Source organism: Plantactinospora sp. ZYX-F-223, from assembly GCF_039649625.1.
In the GTDB taxonomy this organism is placed as follows: domain Bacteria; phylum Actinomycetota; class Actinomycetes; order Mycobacteriales; family Micromonosporaceae; genus Plantactinospora.
Genome location: NZ_JBDJAV010000020.1, coordinates 123,851 through 140,487 on the forward strand (window position 1 = coordinate 123,851; position 16,637 = coordinate 140,487).

The 16,637-nt window shown below is 71.5% G+C and carries 13 protein-coding genes; 9 read left to right on the forward strand and 4 right to left on the reverse strand.

All coding sequences use genetic code 11. The features are described 5' to 3' along the window. Positions 1–161: 161 nt before the first annotated feature. Both AAH979_RS21285 and AAH979_RS21290 read left to right on the forward strand, forming a co-directional pair. Positions 162–2,009 carry a 2-oxoacid:acceptor oxidoreductase subunit alpha gene (locus AAH979_RS21285; protein ID WP_346259867.1) on the forward strand — a complete coding sequence of 616 codons (1,848 nt, stop codon included), beginning with the start codon at positions 162–164 and terminating at the stop codon, positions 2,007–2,009. Further along, entirely contained in the window at positions 2,002–3,036 is a 1,035-nt protein-coding gene (locus tag AAH979_RS21290; RefSeq protein ID WP_346259868.1) for a 2-oxoacid:ferredoxin oxidoreductase subunit beta, read from the forward strand. The genes AAH979_RS21285 and AAH979_RS21290 overlap by 8 nt, the downstream gene beginning before the upstream one ends. A 73-nt stretch (positions 3,037–3,109) precedes the next feature. Here the strand turns inward: AAH979_RS21290 and AAH979_RS21295 are convergent, their stop codons facing one another. Next, entirely contained in the window at positions 3,110–4,138 is a 1,029-nt protein-coding gene (locus AAH979_RS21295; RefSeq protein WP_346259869.1) for a potassium channel family protein, read from the reverse strand. A gap of 256 nt (positions 4,139–4,394) precedes the next feature. Between AAH979_RS21295 and AAH979_RS21300 the strand changes: the two genes are divergently transcribed. From AAH979_RS21300 to AAH979_RS21320, 5 genes are all read left to right on the forward strand, one after another. Continuing rightward, the gene (locus AAH979_RS21300; RefSeq protein WP_346259870.1) at positions 4,395–4,652 is read left to right on the forward strand and encodes a hypothetical protein; all 258 of its coding nucleotides are present in this window, start codon (positions 4,395–4,397) and stop codon (positions 4,650–4,652) included. Between the two features lie 215 nt (positions 4,653–4,867). After that, the gene (locus tag AAH979_RS21305; protein WP_346259871.1) at positions 4,868–6,529 is read left to right on the forward strand and encodes a family 10 glycosylhydrolase; all 1,662 of its coding nucleotides are present in this window, start codon (positions 4,868–4,870) and stop codon (positions 6,527–6,529) included. A 215-nt stretch (positions 6,530–6,744) separates the two neighbouring features. Further along, a complete protein-coding gene (locus AAH979_RS21310) occupies positions 6,745–7,293 on the forward strand; it encodes a phospholipase (RefSeq protein ID WP_346259872.1) in 549 nt (182 codons plus the stop codon). 1,095 nt (positions 7,294–8,388) lie between these two features. Next, positions 8,389–9,186 carry a helix-turn-helix transcriptional regulator gene (locus AAH979_RS21315; protein WP_346259873.1) on the forward strand — a complete coding sequence of 266 codons (798 nt, stop codon included), beginning with the start codon at positions 8,389–8,391 and terminating at the stop codon, positions 9,184–9,186. Continuing rightward, positions 9,177–9,365, forward strand: coding sequence for a DUF397 domain-containing protein (locus AAH979_RS21320; protein ID WP_346259874.1), 189 nt, complete (start codon positions 9,177–9,179; stop codon positions 9,363–9,365). Before AAH979_RS21315 ends, AAH979_RS21320 begins: the two co-directional genes overlap by 10 nt. Before the next feature lie 159 nt (positions 9,366–9,524). On the opposite strand, the gene AAH979_RS21325 is transcribed toward AAH979_RS21320, so the two are convergent. After that, positions 9,525–12,359: an adenylate/guanylate cyclase domain-containing protein gene (locus AAH979_RS21325; protein ID WP_346259875.1), complete on the reverse strand. Its 2,835-nt coding sequence runs from the start codon at positions 12,357–12,359 to the stop codon at positions 9,525–9,527. A gap of 287 nt (positions 12,360–12,646) precedes the next feature. Then, positions 12,647–12,868, reverse strand: a complete 222-nt coding sequence (locus AAH979_RS21330; RefSeq protein ID WP_346259876.1) for a zinc ribbon domain-containing protein — start codon at positions 12,866–12,868, stop codon at positions 12,647–12,649. Between the two features lie 173 nt (positions 12,869–13,041). On the opposite strand from AAH979_RS21330, the gene AAH979_RS21335 reads away from it, so the two are divergent. Together AAH979_RS21335 and AAH979_RS21340 are read left to right on the forward strand one after the other, a co-directional pair. Further along, entirely contained in the window at positions 13,042–14,481 is a 1,440-nt protein-coding gene (locus tag AAH979_RS21335; protein ID WP_346259877.1) for a lytic murein transglycosylase, read from the forward strand. Between the two features lie 72 nt (positions 14,482–14,553). Continuing rightward, on the forward strand, positions 14,554–15,576 hold the full coding sequence (locus tag AAH979_RS21340; RefSeq protein ID WP_346259899.1) for a GNAT family N-acetyltransferase: 1,023 nt from the start codon (positions 14,554–14,556) through the stop codon (positions 15,574–15,576). A 71-nt stretch (positions 15,577–15,647) separates the two neighbouring features. On the opposite strand, the gene hemB is transcribed toward AAH979_RS21340, so the two are convergent. Then, the gene (gene hemB, locus AAH979_RS21345; protein WP_346259878.1) at positions 15,648–16,631 is read right to left on the reverse strand and encodes a porphobilinogen synthase; all 984 of its coding nucleotides are present in this window, start codon (positions 16,629–16,631) and stop codon (positions 15,648–15,650) included. Positions 16,632–16,637 lie beyond the last annotated feature (6 nt).

The window sequence follows — 16,637 nt, forward strand, 5'->3', positions numbered from 1 at the left end:
CTAACCATCGACGTAGGCTCTGCAATGAAGGACTGGAGCGGGCCCGGCCCTCACCACCGCCAACCCGCCACCGGCGCTCAAGGAGGACATGTGGCCGAGCAAGGCGAGGTCACCCCTGAGCTCAGCCCGTCCGACCGGGCCGAGCGAAGCGAGGTGCAGCAGTGAGCAAGCAGGTCCAACAACTGGATCGGGTGGTCATCCGGTTCGCCGGCGACTCCGGCGACGGCATGCAGCTCACCGGCGACCGATTCACCTCGGAAACCGCCCAACTGGGCAACGACATCTCGACGCTGCCGAACTTCCCCGCGGAGATCCGCGCCCCCGCCGGCACCCTACCCGGAGTGTCGAGCTTCCAGGTGCACTTCGCGGACTACGACATCCTGACCCCGGGCGACGCCCCCAACGTCCTGGTCGCGATGAACCCCGCTGCGCTGAAGGCCAACCTGGCCGACCTGCCGCGCGGGGCCGACATCATCGTCAACACCGACGAGTTCACCAAGCGCAACCTGGCCAAGGTGGGCTACCAGGCCAGCCCGCTCGACGACGGCTCGCTGGACGGCTACGTGCTGCACCCGGTGGCGCTGACCTCGATGACCGTCGGCGCGCTGGCCGAGCACGACGTCTCGAAGAAGGACGCCGAGCGGGCCAAGAACATGTTCGCACTCGGCCTGCTCTCCTGGATGTACTCCCGGCCGTACGAGTCGACCATCCGCTTCCTGGAGCGCAAGTTCGCCGCCCGGCCGGAGCTGGTCGCGGCGAACACCGCCGCCTTCAAGGCCGGCTGGAACTTCGGCGAGACCACCGAGGACTTCGGGGTCCGCTACGAGGTCAAGCCGGCGAAGATGAACCCGGGAACATACCGGAACATCACCGGCAACGCCGCGCTCTCGCTGGGCCTGGTCGCCGCCGGTGTCCGGTCCGGGCTGCCGGTCTTCCTCGGGGCGTACCCGATCACTCCGGCCTCGGACATCCTGCACGAGCTGAGCAAGCACAAGCGGTTCGGCGTCACCACGATGCAGGCCGAGGACGAGATCGCGGCGATCGGGGCGGCGCTCGGCGCCTCGTACGGCGGTGCGCTCGGCGTCACCACCACCTCGGGCCCGGGCGTGGCGCTGAAGGGCGAGACGATCTCCCTGGCGGTGGCCCTGGAGCTGCCGCTGGTCATCGTCGACGTGCAGCGGGCCGGCCCGTCCACCGGCATGCCGACCAAGACCGAGCAGGCCGACCTCAACATGGCGCTGTTCGGCCGGCACGGCGAGGCGCCGGTCGCGGTGATCGCCCCGCGCTCCCCCTCCGACTGCTTCTTCGCCGCCCTCGAAGCGGCCCGGATCGCGCTGACCCACCGCACCCCGGTGATCCTGCTGTCGGACAACTACGTGGCGAACGGCTCCGAGCCGTGGCTGTTGCCGGACGTCGAGTCGCTGCCGGACCTGCGGGTCGAGTTCGCCACCACGCCGAACGGTGAGGACGGTAAGACCTTCCTGCCCTACCTGCGCGACCCGGCCACGCTGGCCCGGCCGTGGGCGATCCCCGGCACGCCGGGCCTGGAGCACCGGATCGGCGGCCTGGAGAAGGCCGACAAGACCGGCGACATCTCGTACGACCCGGCGAACCACGACTTCATGGTGCGGACCAGGGCGGCCCGGATCGAGGCGATCCAGGTACCGGACGTCGAGGTCGAGGACCCAGACTCGGACGCCCGGGTGCTGGTGCTCGGCTGGGGCTCGACGTACGGGCCGATCGGCGCGGCCTGCCGTGGGCTGCGCCAGCGCGGCCTGCCGGTGGCCCAGGCGCACCTGCGGCACCTCTCGCCGCTGCCGGCCAACCTCGGCGAGGTGCTGGCCCGCTACGAGAAGGTGGTGATCCCGGAGATGAACCTCGGCCAGCTCGCTCACGTGATCCGGGCCCGCTACCTGGTCGACGCGATCGGATACAACCAGGTCCGGGGGCTGCCGTTCACCGCCACCGAGCTGGAGACCATGCTGGAAGAGGTCGTGAAGAATGCCTGAGCCCGTCGCCCTCAAGCTCACCACCAAGGACTTCAAGTCCGACCAGGAGGTGCGCTGGTGCCCCGGCTGCGGTGACTACGCGATCCTCGCCGCGGTCCAGTCGTTCATGCCCGAGTTGCAGATTCCCCGGGAGCGGATCGTCTTCGTCTCCGGCATCGGCTGCTCGTCGCGCTTCCCGTACTACATGAACACGTACGGGATGCACTCGATCCACGGCCGGGCCCCGGCGATCGCCACCGGGCTCTCGGTCTCCCGGCCGGACCTGTCGGTCTGGGTGGTCACCGGTGACGGCGACGCGCTGTCGATCGGCGGCAACCACCTGATCCACGCGCTGCGCCGGAACGTCAACCTCAAGATCCTGCTCTTCAACAACCGGATCTACGGGCTGACCAAGGGGCAGTATTCCCCCACCTCCGAGGTCGGCAAGATCACTAAGTCGACACCGGTCGGCTCGGCGGACGCGCCGTTCAACCCGCTCTCGCTGGCTCTCGGTGCCGAGGCGACCTTCGTGGCCCGGACCATCGACTCGGACCGCAAGCACCTCCAGTCGGTGCTGCGCGCCGCCGCCGAGCACCAGGGCTCGGCGTTCGTGGAGATCTACCAGAACTGCAACATCTTCAACGACGGCGCCTTCGACCAGTTGAAGGAGCCGGCCACCCGGGACGACTACCTGATCCGGCTGGAGCACGGCGAGCCGATCACCTTCGGTTCCGCTGGTCAGTTCTGCGTCGTCCACCCGCCGGGCGGGTTCGGTCTGGAGGTCCGGGAGACCGCCTCGGTACCCGCGGACGAGATCGTGGTGCACGACGCCACGGTGACCGAGCCGGCGTACGCCTTCGCGCTCTCCCGGCTGCCCGGCTTCGCCCTGCGCAACACCCCGATCGGGATCTTCCGCAACGTCGACCGGCCCAGCTACGACGGTGTGGTCCAGGGACAGCTCGACGCGGCCCGGGCGAAGAGCACGGGCACCCCGGAGGAGCAGCTCGCCGGCCTGCTGAACAGCGGCGACACCTGGACGATCCTCTAGGACGTCCGGGGTTGCGGACCCGTCGACCGGTGAGCGCCGGTCGGCGGGCCTGAGCCGGCAGCGCGGGCGACCGTCAGCGGGACTGGTCGGCGGGGGCGCTGCCGCTGCTGGACCGGTCGTCGCGGACGTACACCAGCATGTCGCCGGTCTCGATGGCGGTGGCGGCCTGGTCGGCGAGCGAGACCACCTTGCCCCGCCGGACCAGCGCGATGACCAGCGCCTCCAGTTGGCGCGGTGACACGCCGACCTCGTCCCGGGTGGCCGAGCGCATGGCCAGCGCCATGCCCTGGCCGGGGGTGAGCAGGTCCTCGACGACGTCGATCAGCGGCGGGGCTGAGGTGGAGACGCCGAGCAGCCGGCCGGCGGTCGCCGACGAGACGATGACGTGGTGCGCCCCGCTCTGCCGCAGCAGCGGGGCGTTTTCCGCCTCCCGGGCGGCGGCGATGATCCGGACCTGGCCGGCGGTGAGCTGCCGTACGGTCAGCGTGACCAGTACGGAGACCTCGTCGCTGTCGGTCGCGATGATCACGGATTTCGCGTGCCGGACGTGCGCCTCGTTCAGCGTCGCCGACCGGGTGGCGTTCCCCTCGATCACGACCAGTCCGGCCGAGGTGGCCTGCCGGACGGCCGCCGGATTTCGCTCGACGACGAGGATCCGTTGCTTGTCGAAGCCGGTTTCGAGCAGTGCGGAGATCGCGCTACGGCCCTTGGTGCCGTAGCCGCAGATGATGACGTGGTCCTTCACTTTCCTCCTCCACCGCGTCAAGCGGAGGTTGGTGCGGTACTGCTCGGTCAGGACTTCCAGGGTGGTGCCGACCAGGATGATCAGGAACAGCACCCGGGCCGGGGTGATCACCAGGACGTTGATCAGCCGGGCTCCCCGGGTGACCGGCGTGATGTCGCCGTATCCGGTGGTGGAGAGGGAGACCACCGCGTAGTAGAAGGAGTCGAGAAGGGTGATCCCGTCCTCGTTGACGTCACGGTAGCCGTCCCGGTCGAGGTAGACCACCGCGACGATCAGCAGCACGAGACCGATCGCGGCGGCGACCCGCTGGCCCAGCGCCCGCAGCGGCCCCCTGCGGATGGCGGGAAAGTGGATCATCGCCAGCCCCGCCTCATCGCCGCCCCCGCCCGCACGCCCACAACATAGCCGGGATCATCGCACCGGGTTGGCCGGGTACCCGGATCGGGGCCGACAGGCCGGGTTGTGGTCGGGCGTCCAGCCATGCATCGAGCTGAAATTTTGGTTAGATACGTTGCGCTGGGTACGGCTGAATTAGCACGCTGTGACGTCAGGTGCGGTCATCCGCCCCCAGACCCCCGCGCTACACAACTCTCTCCCGTTGCCTGGAGGTGCCGTGACCACGCTGCCCGCAGTTCCCGATCTGGCCGCCGGGACCGTACTCCAGCTCCGTCAGGAGGACTGGCGGTACGGCGGCTACCCGCTCCGGCTCCGGGTCGAGCAGGTCCGGCACGACATCTCACACTATTACCAGGACGAGTGGGTCTGGATCGTCGGCGAGCGGCTCGACCGGGACGGCCGGGCACAGGGCCGGATCGAGGCGCTGGTCAGGGTGGCCGCCCTGGGCGAGCGCGACCGAGAAGGGCGCGACTGAGCAGAGCGGGCCGGATGCGGGGGTGCCCGGGCGGCACGGCGGATGGCGGAGGCGGACCGTACGGCGGAGAGTCCATGGTCGATCGAAGGCTTGCGCCCGGTGGCCACGGTGTGAAAATTTCCTTCCAGCGGCATAAGCATGTCGGTATAAACCGCCGACGGGCGCCGCCGTGCCCCTCCCCGCCCCCGGGGGAGCCCAACGAAGGGACGCACCGCATGAAGCCATATCGGCTCGCAGCCGCCGGGCTGGCCGCAGCGCTGCTCGGTTCGCTCGTCGCCGCCCCGCCCGTGAACGCCGCACCCGCGAGCACCACCATCGCATCCACCCGTACCGGCAGCACCGGCTGCGCGACCGACCCCGCCACCCCGAAACGGCAGTTCCGGGCGATGTGGATCGCGAGCGTCGTGAACATCGACTGGCCGACCAAGGCGTCGTACACCGCGCCGGACCGGATCGCCGCCCAGCAGGCCGAATACACCGGCTGGCTCGACCTGGCCCAGCGGCTGAACCACAACGCCGTGGTCGTGCAGGTCCGGCCGACCGCCGACGCGTTCTGGCCGTCACCGCACGAGCCGTGGTCGGAGTACCTGACCGGGGTGCGCGGCCAGGACCCCGGCTGGGACCCGCTGGCGTACCTGGTCGCCGAGTCGCACAAGCGGAACCTGGAGTTCCACGCCTGGTTCAACCCGTACCGGATCTCCATGCCGGACGGCGCCGGCGCCGACGTCAACAAGCTCGCGCCGGGACATCCGGCCCGGGAAAACCCGGAGTGGGCGGTCGCCTACCCGCAGAACGCGGCCGGCTCCCGGCTCTACTACAACCCCGGCATCCCGGAGGTACGCCAGTTCGTCCAGACCGCCATGCTCGACGCGGTCAGGCGGTACGACATCGACGGCGTGCACTTCGACGACTACTTCTACCCCTACCCGGCGGCCGGGCAGGACTTCGCCGACCAGGCCACCTTCGAGCGGTACGGTGCCGGCTTCGCCAGCAAGGCGGACTGGCGGCGGCACAACATCGACCTACTGGTCCAGGAGATGGGTCGACGGATCAAGGCGACCAAGCCATGGGTGAAGTTCGGGGTCAGCCCGTTCGGCATCTGGCGCAACAAGGCGGTCGACCCGCTCGGCTCGGAAACCAACGGGACCCAGTCGTACGACGCCAACTTCGCCGACACCCGCAAGTGGGTCAAGGAGGAGTGGATCGACTACATCGTGCCGCAGGTCTACTGGAACATCGGCCTCGCGGTGGCCGACTACGCCAAGCTGGTGCCCTGGTGGTCGGAGGTGGTCGCCGGCACCCGGGTGCAGCTCTACATCGGGCAGGCGGACTACAAGATCGCCGACCCGGCGCAGCCGGCGCCCTGGCAGGACCCGGCCGAGATGTCGAAGCACCTGACCTTCAACCGGGACTACCCGCAGGTGGCCGGCAACATCCACTTCAGCGCGGTGCAGGTCCGGGCCAACCGGCTCGGCGCCACCGACCGCTACGCCGCCGAGCACTACTCCCGGCCGGCGCTGATCCCGACCATGCCGCACCTGGCCGCCAAGCCGCTGATGTTCCCGGTGCTGACCGGCGCGTCCCGGCAGGCCGACGGGGTACGGCTGCGCTGGCGGCAGCCGGCCGACGGGCTGGGGCCGTTCGGCCGGGCCACCTCGTACGCGATCTACCGGTTCGACGGGATCGACCTGCCTGGCTCCTGCGGCTTCGCCGACGCCGGCAACCTGGTCGGCACCGTCCGGTCCAGCGGCGCGGGTGTGCAGTCCTGGCTGGACAGCACCGCCGAGCCGGGCCGGCGGTACAGCTACTACGTGACCGCGCTGGACCGGCTGGCCAACGAGAGCCAGCCCAGCCCGCCGTGGTTCGTGCTCCGCTGAGCGGGGCCGACCGGTACTGACGCGCGAATGCTCCGGGGTGCGGCACCTCGGAGCATTCGCCTGTTCTGGCGTCTGTCAACGAAAATAAAGGTCGGATAGAGATCGGCGGGCAACGATGCCCTGAGACTGTCACCACGTAGCTCACTTACCAGTGACAGCTCCGCCCCGCCCGGGCCTCCCCACGAGGGAGCCCTTCCTGTCCGGAGGTACGTGCCTTGTCCCGTCGCCTACTCATCACCCTGACCGCCACCATGTTCGCGGTGCTGGCGTTCCTCGGGTTCGCCGCACCCGCTGTCGCCGCGGTGACCCCCGAACAGAAGCTATCGGTGCTGTCGAGCTGGACCCAGACCAGCGCCAGCAGCTACAACGCCTGGAACTCCGCCCGCACCAACCAGGCCGCCTGGGCCGACTACGCCTTCAACTGGAGCACCGACTACTGCTCGTCCAGCCCGGACAACCCGCTCGGGTTCAACTTCGAACTTTCCTGCCATCGGCACGACTTCGGCTACCGCAACTACAAGGCGGTCGGCCAGTTCGACCCGAACAAGGCCCGGCTGGACAGCGCGTTCTACGAGGACCTGCGCCGGGTCTGCGCGACGTACAACGCGTTCGTCCGCCCGGCCTGCTACAGCCTGGCCTGGACCTACTACCAAGCGGTACGCGCGTTCGGTTCGCTGGTCATCAGCCAGTCCGACCTGGACAAGGCGGCGAAGCTCAAGGCCGACGGCGAACGCCGGGCGGCCGCCGCGGCCGCGGCCCGCTGACCTCCGCGTCTCCACGCCGCTCGTCGCCCAGGTGAACCCCTTCGACCTCCCCGCGCGGTCCGTGGTGCCCACGGTGGAAGTCGGGGCGAACGGGCCACGCCGTTCAAGTCGGAAGAAGTTCACTGATCCGGTCGGGACCGGCGCCGATTGCCGTCGGCGCCGGTCCCGATGCCGGTCCCGCCCGGGGCGGGGACCGGCCGGGTCAGATCGAGCGTCTCGCCAACGGCCGCCGCCGCGGCCCGCCCGGCGTCTGGGCCGTCCGGCGCACACTGTCGAGCTGCCCCGGTTGTGCGCCCGGATCGACGATCCGCGCGCCGGAATTCGAGTGCGGTTCGGCCGGCCGGCCCGGCTCACCGGTCACGGCACGTCGCCGCCATCCGGCGTTCTGGCCGAACCCGGCCCCGGCGGATGTCGGCTGCCCGGTACGGACCGATCCCGACTGACCCGCCCGGCCGGATGCCGGCTGACCCGCCCGGCCGGATGCCGGCTGACCCGCCCGGCCGGATGCCGGCTGACCCGCCCGGCCGGATGCCGGCTGACCCGCCCGGCCGGATGCCGGCTGACCGGCCCGCGTTGGCTGACCAATCCGATTCGGCTGACCGGCCCGGCCAGCCAGGCTGCCGACCGGACGCTCCCAGGTGAGCCGCTGGTTCGTCGGCCGGCCCCGGATCGGCGACGGCGGCGGGTCGACGGTCACGGAGATCCGGGACGGCGGCAACGGCGGCCCGGCCGACCGTGCCGCAGGGGTCGCGCCGGGACATCTCCATCGGTGGCCACACCGGCAGTACCGCCAGAGTCGGCGCCAGTCCCTTCGATGCCGTTCGGGCGTACGGCGTATCCAGCTCATCTCGCGACCCCCTCCGCGTCCGGTCTGGAGGCGGGGACCGCTCGTGCGGTGCCGGCTCCGAGCGGTCCCCGCGCGGGTACCGCTCTCCCCCCAGTAACGACCCCGGAGCGGTCCCGTCGGTGACAGTCTGGTGCAGAGGTAACTACTGTGGACGACGATCCGGCCTCTTTGCGCAGTTGAGCCACGGCGTACGCGTAGTCCCGAGTGGGCCGCGTAGCTGCCGACACATTCCGAGTGGAGGGTGCGTGATGGGCGCAGCGGTGGACCTCCTGGTCGAGGAGCTGATAGAAGCACGAACGTCCCGGGCCATGACCCAGGAGGAGTGGGCCCGCACGGTCAAGTTCTCTCCGACGCACGTCAGCTCGGTGGAGACGCGGCACCGGCCACCGACCGGCGACTACGTGGCCGCCGTGGACCGGGCGTTCCAGACCGGAGGCGCCTACACCCGGCTCCTGGTCAAGCTCGCCAGTTTCGACAGCGCGCCGATCTGGCTGCGGGACTGGATCGAGATCGAGCGGGAGGCGGTGCTGCTCCGCTGGTTCGAGCCGGCGTACGTGCCCGGGTTGTTGCAGACCGAGGCGTATGCTCGGGCAACCCTGGCCGGCGGCCGGTTCACCGCCGAGGAGATCGACCGGCACGTCGCCTCCCGGCTGGCCCGGCAGGCGATCCTCAACCGGGACGTCCCGCCGCAGCTCATCGCGGTGATCGACGAGGCGGTACTCCGCCGGCCGGCCCCAGAGCAGCCTGGGCTGATGGGTGAACAGGTGGAGCGGATCGTCGCGCTCGCGGAACTGGACCACGTCCAGGTGCAGGTCGTCCCGGCCACCACCGGGATCTACCTGGGGCTGGCCGGACAGTTCATCATCGCCGAGATGCCGGACGACAGCCGGGTCGGGTATGCCGACAATCAGCTCAAGGCACAGATAGTCGATCAACCGGGCGAAATTGCTAGACTAGTGCGAATGTGGGAAGTAGTGCGTAACTATGCTCTTCCCGTCAGACAATCGCTCGAACTGATCAAGGAAGTGTCGAAGATATGGACTTAACTGGGGCCCTTTGGCGCACGTCGACCCGGTCCGGCGGTAACGGTGGCGCCTGCGTCGAGGTGGCGGACAACCTGCCTGGGGTGGTCGCCGTCCGGGACAGCAAGGACCCGACCGGCCCGGTCCTGGCGTTCCGCCCCGACTCCTGGCGGATATTCGTCGACCTCGCCAAGGACCTCTGACCACCGCGCCACCTCGATGCTCCCGCCCCCTCGGGGTACGGGAGCATCGGCGTCTCCGGCACCGTGCCGACCGTTCCGGGTGTCCCGACGTCTCGACGAACACGCCGCGACGGCCACCGCGACAACCCCGCTCGACGGAGCCGGACCGGTGGGCGTGCCTCAGTGCTCGACCTCACGGGGCGCGTCGACGCTCTCCCGGGGCCGCGGGCGCTGGGCCGGCGTCTCGACGTGGGAGAACCTGATCGAGCCGGCGGCCAGGTCGGGATGGTCGACCTCCAGGGCCACCGCCGCCGCCTCCTCCAAGGTCAGTTCGGCGCCGGCCGCGTACGCGGTGTCGAAGGCCGTGTCGCCCATCAGGTTCCGCAGCGAAGCCTGCTCCTGGAGCCAGTACGCCCCGAACGTGCCCGGGGTGCAGCGCATCGCCGAGCGGGTGAGCTGGGCCGCGCCGAAGAGTCGCGCCGCCGACCTCGGGTCCCCGCCGCCGGCGCAGCGCACCGCGATCGCGTTGACCGTGTCGCAGGCCCTGGCCAGATAGCCGTAGCTCATCCGGGACCGCAACGCGACCACCAGGTGGTCGTGCGCGGCGACCAGGTCGCCCCGGGCCAGCGCCACCATGCCGAGCAGCATGTCGACGGAACGCTTGCCGCGCTCGGTCGGCCGGCCCGCCTCCACCGGCCGGGCCGCGCCGAGCAGCTCGGCCGCCTCGTCCAGGGCACCCCGGCGCCAGAGCAGCTCCGCCAGGCTGTAGACGGCGAGCAGCGCCTCACCGGCCACGCCCTCCGTCTCGGCCTCGGCGATCACCTCCCGGCACACCCGCTCGGCCTCGGCGAACCGTCCCATGTCGATCAGCGGCGCGGCCCGGCCGGCGAGTACCCGGATCAGCAGGCCCGCGTCGCCGGCCTGCCGGGCGGCCGACTCGGCCCGCTGCGAGAAGCGCAGCTCCTCCGCGAACTCACCGTCCGCGCCGGCATGCTGCGAGTGCATGTGGTACGCCGCCGCCAGCTCCGCCTCGGGGATCTGCTCGCCGGTCTCGGCGATCCGGCCGTAGAGCCGGAACAGCCACAACCGGCCCTCCCGGGCCAGCCCCCGCTCCCGCCACCACTCGTCCAACCCGCTGGCCAGTTGCAGCCCCTGCCGGGCGCTGCCACCGGTGACTGTCCAGCGCAGCGCGGCCCGCAGCTCGTCGGCGAGCGGGTCGAGCGCGTAGAGGGAGAGGGTGACCGGCCGGTCGTCCGGGCCCAGGTAGGCCCGCTGCAACGCGTGCAGTGACCAGGCCACGTGCCGGTCCCGGGCGGTCTGCTCCTCCCCCGCGTCGACCAGCCGGCGCGCCGCGTACGCCCGGATCGGGTCCAGCATCCGGTAGGTGCTGCCGGAGACGTTCGGCTCGGCCTGGATCATCGACTTGTCGACCAGCACCGACAGCGGGTCGAGCGGGTCGTCGTTGAGCAGCCACTCGACGGTGGCCAGGTCGACCGGGCCGGAGAAGACCGCCAGCCAGCGCAGCAGCCGGGCGGCCCGGGGGCCGAGCGTCCGGTACGACCAGGTGACCGTGGCCTGCATGGTGACGTGCCGCTGGGTGGCCGAGCGCTGGACCGCGCGGACGCCGACGGGTGGCGCCACCCCCCGGGCCGCCGCCGCCAGATCCACGGTGTCCTGCTGGTTGGCGACCCAGCCCCGGGCCGCCGCCGGGGCGGGTTCCACGTCGTCCCGGCCCGCGTCCAGGGCACCGAGTACGTCGTCCAGCCGTTCGGCGAGCTGGCTGGCGGAGAGTACCCGCAGCCGGGCGGCGGCCAGCTCGATCGCCAGCGGCAGCCCGTCCAGCCGGGTCACCACCCGTTGCAGGTCGGCCGACTCTGCCGGACCGGACCGGCGCCCGCCGCGGGCCGCCGCGGTCCGGTCGAGCAGCAGGGTCACCGCCTCGCTCGGACCGCCACCGGGTGCCGGGTCGACGGAGAGCGGTGGGATGCGCCAGATCACCTCGCCGGGCAGCCCGAGCGACTCCCGGCTGGTGGCGAGCACGCGTACGCCGCTGCCGCCGGCCAGCAGTCGCGAGATCACCTCGGCGCAGGCGGCCGGCTGGGCGTCGCAGGTGTCGAGCACGACCAGCATCCGCCGGGACGCGGCGAATTCGACAAGCGTCTCCAGCATCGGCCGGCCCGGCTCCGGCCGCAGCCCGAGGACCGCGGCGAACGCGAAGGCGACCAGTCCGGGATCGGTCACGGTGGCGATGTCGACGAACCAGACGCCGTCCGGGTACGACTCGACCACGCCGCCGGCCAGCTCGACCGCCAGCCGGGTCTTGCCGGCCCCGCCAGCGCCGACCACCGTCACCAGCCGGTGTGCGTCGATGAGCTGGTCCAGCTCCTCCCGCTCCGCCTTCCGGCCCACGAACGAGGTGACCTGGGTCGGCAGGTTGTGCGGGATCGCGTCGGCGGTGCGCGGGCGGGGGAACTGGCGCTCCAGCCCGGGGGCGACGAGCTGGAAGAGCCGCTCCCGGTCGTCGAAGCCGCGCAGCCGGTGCAGGCCGAGGTCGAGCAGGGAGGCTCCCGGCGGCAGCGGCGCGGCGTGCCTGGCGGTCGCGCCGGAGCAGAGCACCTGGCCGCCGTGCGCGGCGGCGGCGATCCGGGCGGCCCGGTGCACCTCGGCGCTGGCGTACTCGCCGTCGCGCGGCTCGGCCTGCCCGGTGTGCAGCCCCATCCGGACCCGGGGGGTGGCTTCCGGCGTCGGCCACTCGTGGTTGTTCAGCGCGCGCTGCGCGGCCAGCGAGGCGTCCAGCGCGGACGAGGCGTCGGCGAACGCGACGAAAAACGAGTCGCCCTCGGTGAAGAGTTCGGTGCCGTCACTGGCGGCCAGCGTCGCCCGCAGCAGGCGCCGGTGCTCGCTCAGCACCGGCCGGTAGCCCGCACCGAGCATCTGGGCCAGCCGCGTGGAGCCCTCGATGTCGGTGAACATGAATGTCACCAACCCGCTCGGCAGGTGGATCCGTGCTGACATGCCTGGAACCTCCCGCCCCCTGGAAGTCGCGTTCATGCTGCCGCATATTTACGGGTTGGCCCATCGTAGGAACGGACGGCGCGACCCCGTACCAAGGTGCTAACCGGGGACTGTGCGACGAAACCGACATCACGGTCGCGAGCTCTCCTCACTGAACCCTCTTCACCTTCTCCTGCGCTCGGCCGTGGCCGCAGGCGAAAGCCGGGCGCAGGCGCCGCGCTGTTCAGGTCGAAAGGTTCACTGTCCGGGACGGGAGGGGACCGGGTCCGGACCGCCGGGTTACGGCCTCAGCAGCCGCAACTCCCACCGCAGCAGCCGCCGCCGCTGGGAGCGGCCGGTGCCGGGGCGACACCGGCCCCACCGCGACCGGTGAAGGCGACCGTCGACAGTAGCTTGACCGTGTCGTCGTGCCCCTGCGGGCAGGACGCCGGAGCCGTGGCCTCGGCCATCGGCCGGTTCATTTCGAAGGTGTCGCCGCAGGCGCGGCAACGGAACTCGTACCGGGGCATACCAACAGCGTACGGCCAGACCTGACGTTCGACGGTCGATGGGTAATACTCGACGGGTGGCGGAGCCCGACGAGATTTCTACGACTCGACCACTGCGGCCTGCGGCGCCGGTTTTCGACGGGCCGCTAGCCAGCTCGGGTGCGGCCCCGGATCCGGACTTCGATCCACCGTCGGTGACCGTGCCGCGCCCGCGCGCGGAAGCCGAGCCCGTCCGGCCCACCGAGCCGGCGCCGGTCGCCACACCCGCCGAGCGGACGGCCACCGACGCCGAGTCGGTCTCGCCGACCGCGTCCGAGCCGGACCCGGCCGCCGATCGCACGACCGGCGAATCCGAGCCGGGCCCGGTCACCGAGACCGCGCAGGACCCGGTCGCCGGTTCCGGGTCGGACCCGGGTGTCGGCTCCGCGCCGGGCCCGGTCACCGGTCCCGAGGCGGATTCGACTGTCACGTCGGAAGGTGGGGCCGCCGCCGAAGCCGGCCCGACGACCGAGCGGCCGGAGTCCGCCGCCGGGCCCGAGCTGGCCACCGCCGCCGGGCCGACGGTGCAGCCGGCCACCGGTGCCGGGACCGAGGACGCCGCCGGGCCCGCAGGTGGGAGCACCGGCACGTCCGCGCCGACGGCCACACCGCCAGCGGCGGGCAAGCCGGGCGAGACGGCGATCGACCTCGACGTACCGGCGACCGCGCCGGCCGGGCCGAACCGGCGGATCCGAGCCCGGTTCGCGCACGCGGTCGCCCGCTGGCCGTCACCCGGGGCGGTACGCGCCTGGTCCAAACGGCCGAGCGGCCGGCTCACGCTGCCGGCGCTACTGCTCTTCGCCCTGGTCGCGGCGACCGGCGCCGCCGGCGCGTTCCTGCTCCCGGCCACCGCGCGCCAGGCCGGACCGGTCGGGCCGGGTGCCGCGTCGAGCCCGCCACCGCCCTCGCCGACCGTCCCCGGGTTCCCCGTCGGTCCGGCCGGGCTGCCCTCGGGGCTACCGAGCCCGCCAGCGTTCGGCACGCCCAGCGTGCCGGCGCCGCCCTGGAACGCGACCGGCGGGCGCCCCTCGGACGTACTCGCCGGCTGGGCCGCCCAGATCGGGCCCCGGGTCGGGATCTCCACGACGGCGATGCAGGCGTACGGCTACGCCGAGCTGCAGGTCGGCCAGACGGCGCCCGGCTGCCAGCTCCGCTGGACCACGCTGGCCGCGATCGGCCAGGTGGAATCCGCGCACGGGCGGGCGAACGGGGCGATCCTCGGTACGAACGGGATAGCCGCTCCGGAGATCATCGGCCTGCCGCTGGACGGCAACGGGGGCCGCATGCGGATCCTGGACACCGAGGACGGCCGGCTCGACCGGGACGCCACCTACGACCGCGCGGTCGGCCCGATGCAGTTCATCCCGACCACCTGGGAGGAGATCGGGGCCGACGCCGACGGCGACGGGGTGGAGAACCCGCACAGCATCGACGACGCGGCTCTGGCGGCCGGTAACTATCTGTGCAAGGGAGGCCGCAACCTGTCGGTCGCCTCGGACTGGTGGAGCGCCATCCTTTCCTACAATGACGTGCGGCCATATGCCCAATCGGTGTTCAACGCGGCCAACAAGTACGGCACGGACAGTCGGACTTAGCGTAATGTCCTCGACACATTGAAGAACTGGGCACTTTCGCCAGGCTGCGGTTGACGGCAAGCTAGACGGGTGATGGTGCGCGAGTGGGATCCCCGGACCGCCCCGGCCGCCGAGATCGAGTCCTTCCTGGACGCGATCAACGCGGTTTTCGCGGCCGACTTACCGGAGGACCCCCTGTGGGAGAACGGCCTGCTCCGGGAGTACCTCTGCGAGGTGATGCCCGGCGAACGCCGGATCTCCTGGATCATCCAGGACGAGCCCTCGGCCGACGGGCAGCCGGGGCGGATCCTCGGGCACACCCACGTACTCCTGCTGGGTGACATCGGTGTGCTCGAGGTGATGGTGCACCCGGCGGCCCGGCGGCGCGGGCTCGGCCGCAAACTGATCGCCACGGCGGCCCGGCGGACGTACCAGGAGGGCTTCCGTTCGATGGGCGTCGAGGTCATCGGCGACACGCCCGCGGTCGGGTTCTACGAGGCTCTCGGCTTCGCCCGGGAGTACGAGGAGGATCGCAGCGTGCTGCGGCTCGGCTCGGTCGACTGGGGCGCGCTCGGCGACATGGCCCAGGGAATCGGCACCGGATACCGTCTGGAGTTCTGCCCGGGCGGGCCGCCGGACGAGTTGATCGAGCCGTACGCCATGGCGAAGGCCGAGATGCGCGACATTGACGACGGTGACCTGGATCTACGGCCGAGTTCGTACGATCCGCAGCGCCTCCGGGACAGCCTGCACTGCCTGCACCGGCGGGGCATGAAGCCGTACATCGTGCTCGCGATCGAGGAGAAGACCGGGGTGGTCGCCGGACTCACCGAGGTCGTCGTACCGGCCCAGCACCCGACCCGGGCCGACCAGTACGACACCATCGTCGGCCAGGACCACCAGGGTTACGGCATCGACCGGGCGATGAAGGCGCGGATGCTCTTCGAACTGCGCTCGGCCGAGCCCAAGCTCTCCGAGGTGCAGACCTGGAACGCCCGGACCAACGAGGCGATGCGGGCCGTCAACGCCGACCTCGGCTTCCAGGCCGATCGGGAGTGGTACGAGTACGGCGTCGACGTGGCCGAGCTGGTGCACCGGCTGGACGCCGGCAACTGAGCCCGCCGGGCCGGACCGCCCGAACCTGGCACCGCGGGTACCGGACACTACCGCGCGCTGGCGCTGAGCGCTCAGTAGCGGTCGCGGAGCATCCGGGCCGCCTCGACGGCCCAGTAGGTGAGGATGATCTGGGCACCGGCCCGGCGGATCGACGTCAACGTCTCCAGCACCGCCCGTTCGCGGTCGATCCAGCCGTTGGCCGCGGCGGCCTCGACCATCGCATATTCACCGGAGATCTGGTAGGCGGCGACCGGTACGTCCACCTCGGCCCGGATCGCGGCGAGCACGTCGAGGTAGGGCAGGGCCGGCTTGACCATCACCAGGTCGGCGCCCTCGGCGATGTCGAGGCGTACCTCCCGGAGCGACTCGCGCAGGTTGGCCGGGTCCTGCTGATAGGTGCGGCGGTCGCCCTGCAACGACGACTCCACCGCGTCCCGGAACGGGCCGTAGAACGAGGAGGCGTACTTCACCGCGTACGCCAGGATGCCGGTGTCGGTGTGCCCTGCGGCGTCCAGCGCTCGCCGGACCACCCCGACCTGGCCGTCCATCATCCCGGACGGCCCGACCACGTGCGCCCCCGCCTCGGCCTGCGCCACCCCCATCTCGGCGTACGCGGCCAGGGTGGCGTCGTTGTCGACGGTGCCGTCCGGGGCGAGCAGCCCGCAGTGCCCGTGCGAGGTGAACTCATCGAGGCAGAGGTCGCTCATCACCACCGTGGCGTCGCCGACCTCGGCGATCACGTCCCGGATCGCCACGTTGAGGATGCCGTCCGGGTCGATGCCGCCGGAACCGGTCTCGTCCTTCGCGACCGGCACCCCGAAGAGCATGATCCCGCCGACGCCGGCGTGCACCGCCTCGGCCGCCGCCTTGCGCAGCGACTCCCGGGAGTGCTGCAGCACGCCCGGCATCGAGGCGATCGGCCTCGGCTCGGCCAGCCCCTCCTTGACGAACATCGGTAGCACCAGCTCCGCCGGGGCGAGCCGGGTCTCCTCGACCAGCCGGCGGATCGCCGGGGACCGCCGCAACCGGCGCGGGCGGATCTCTGGGTACGACATGACCAC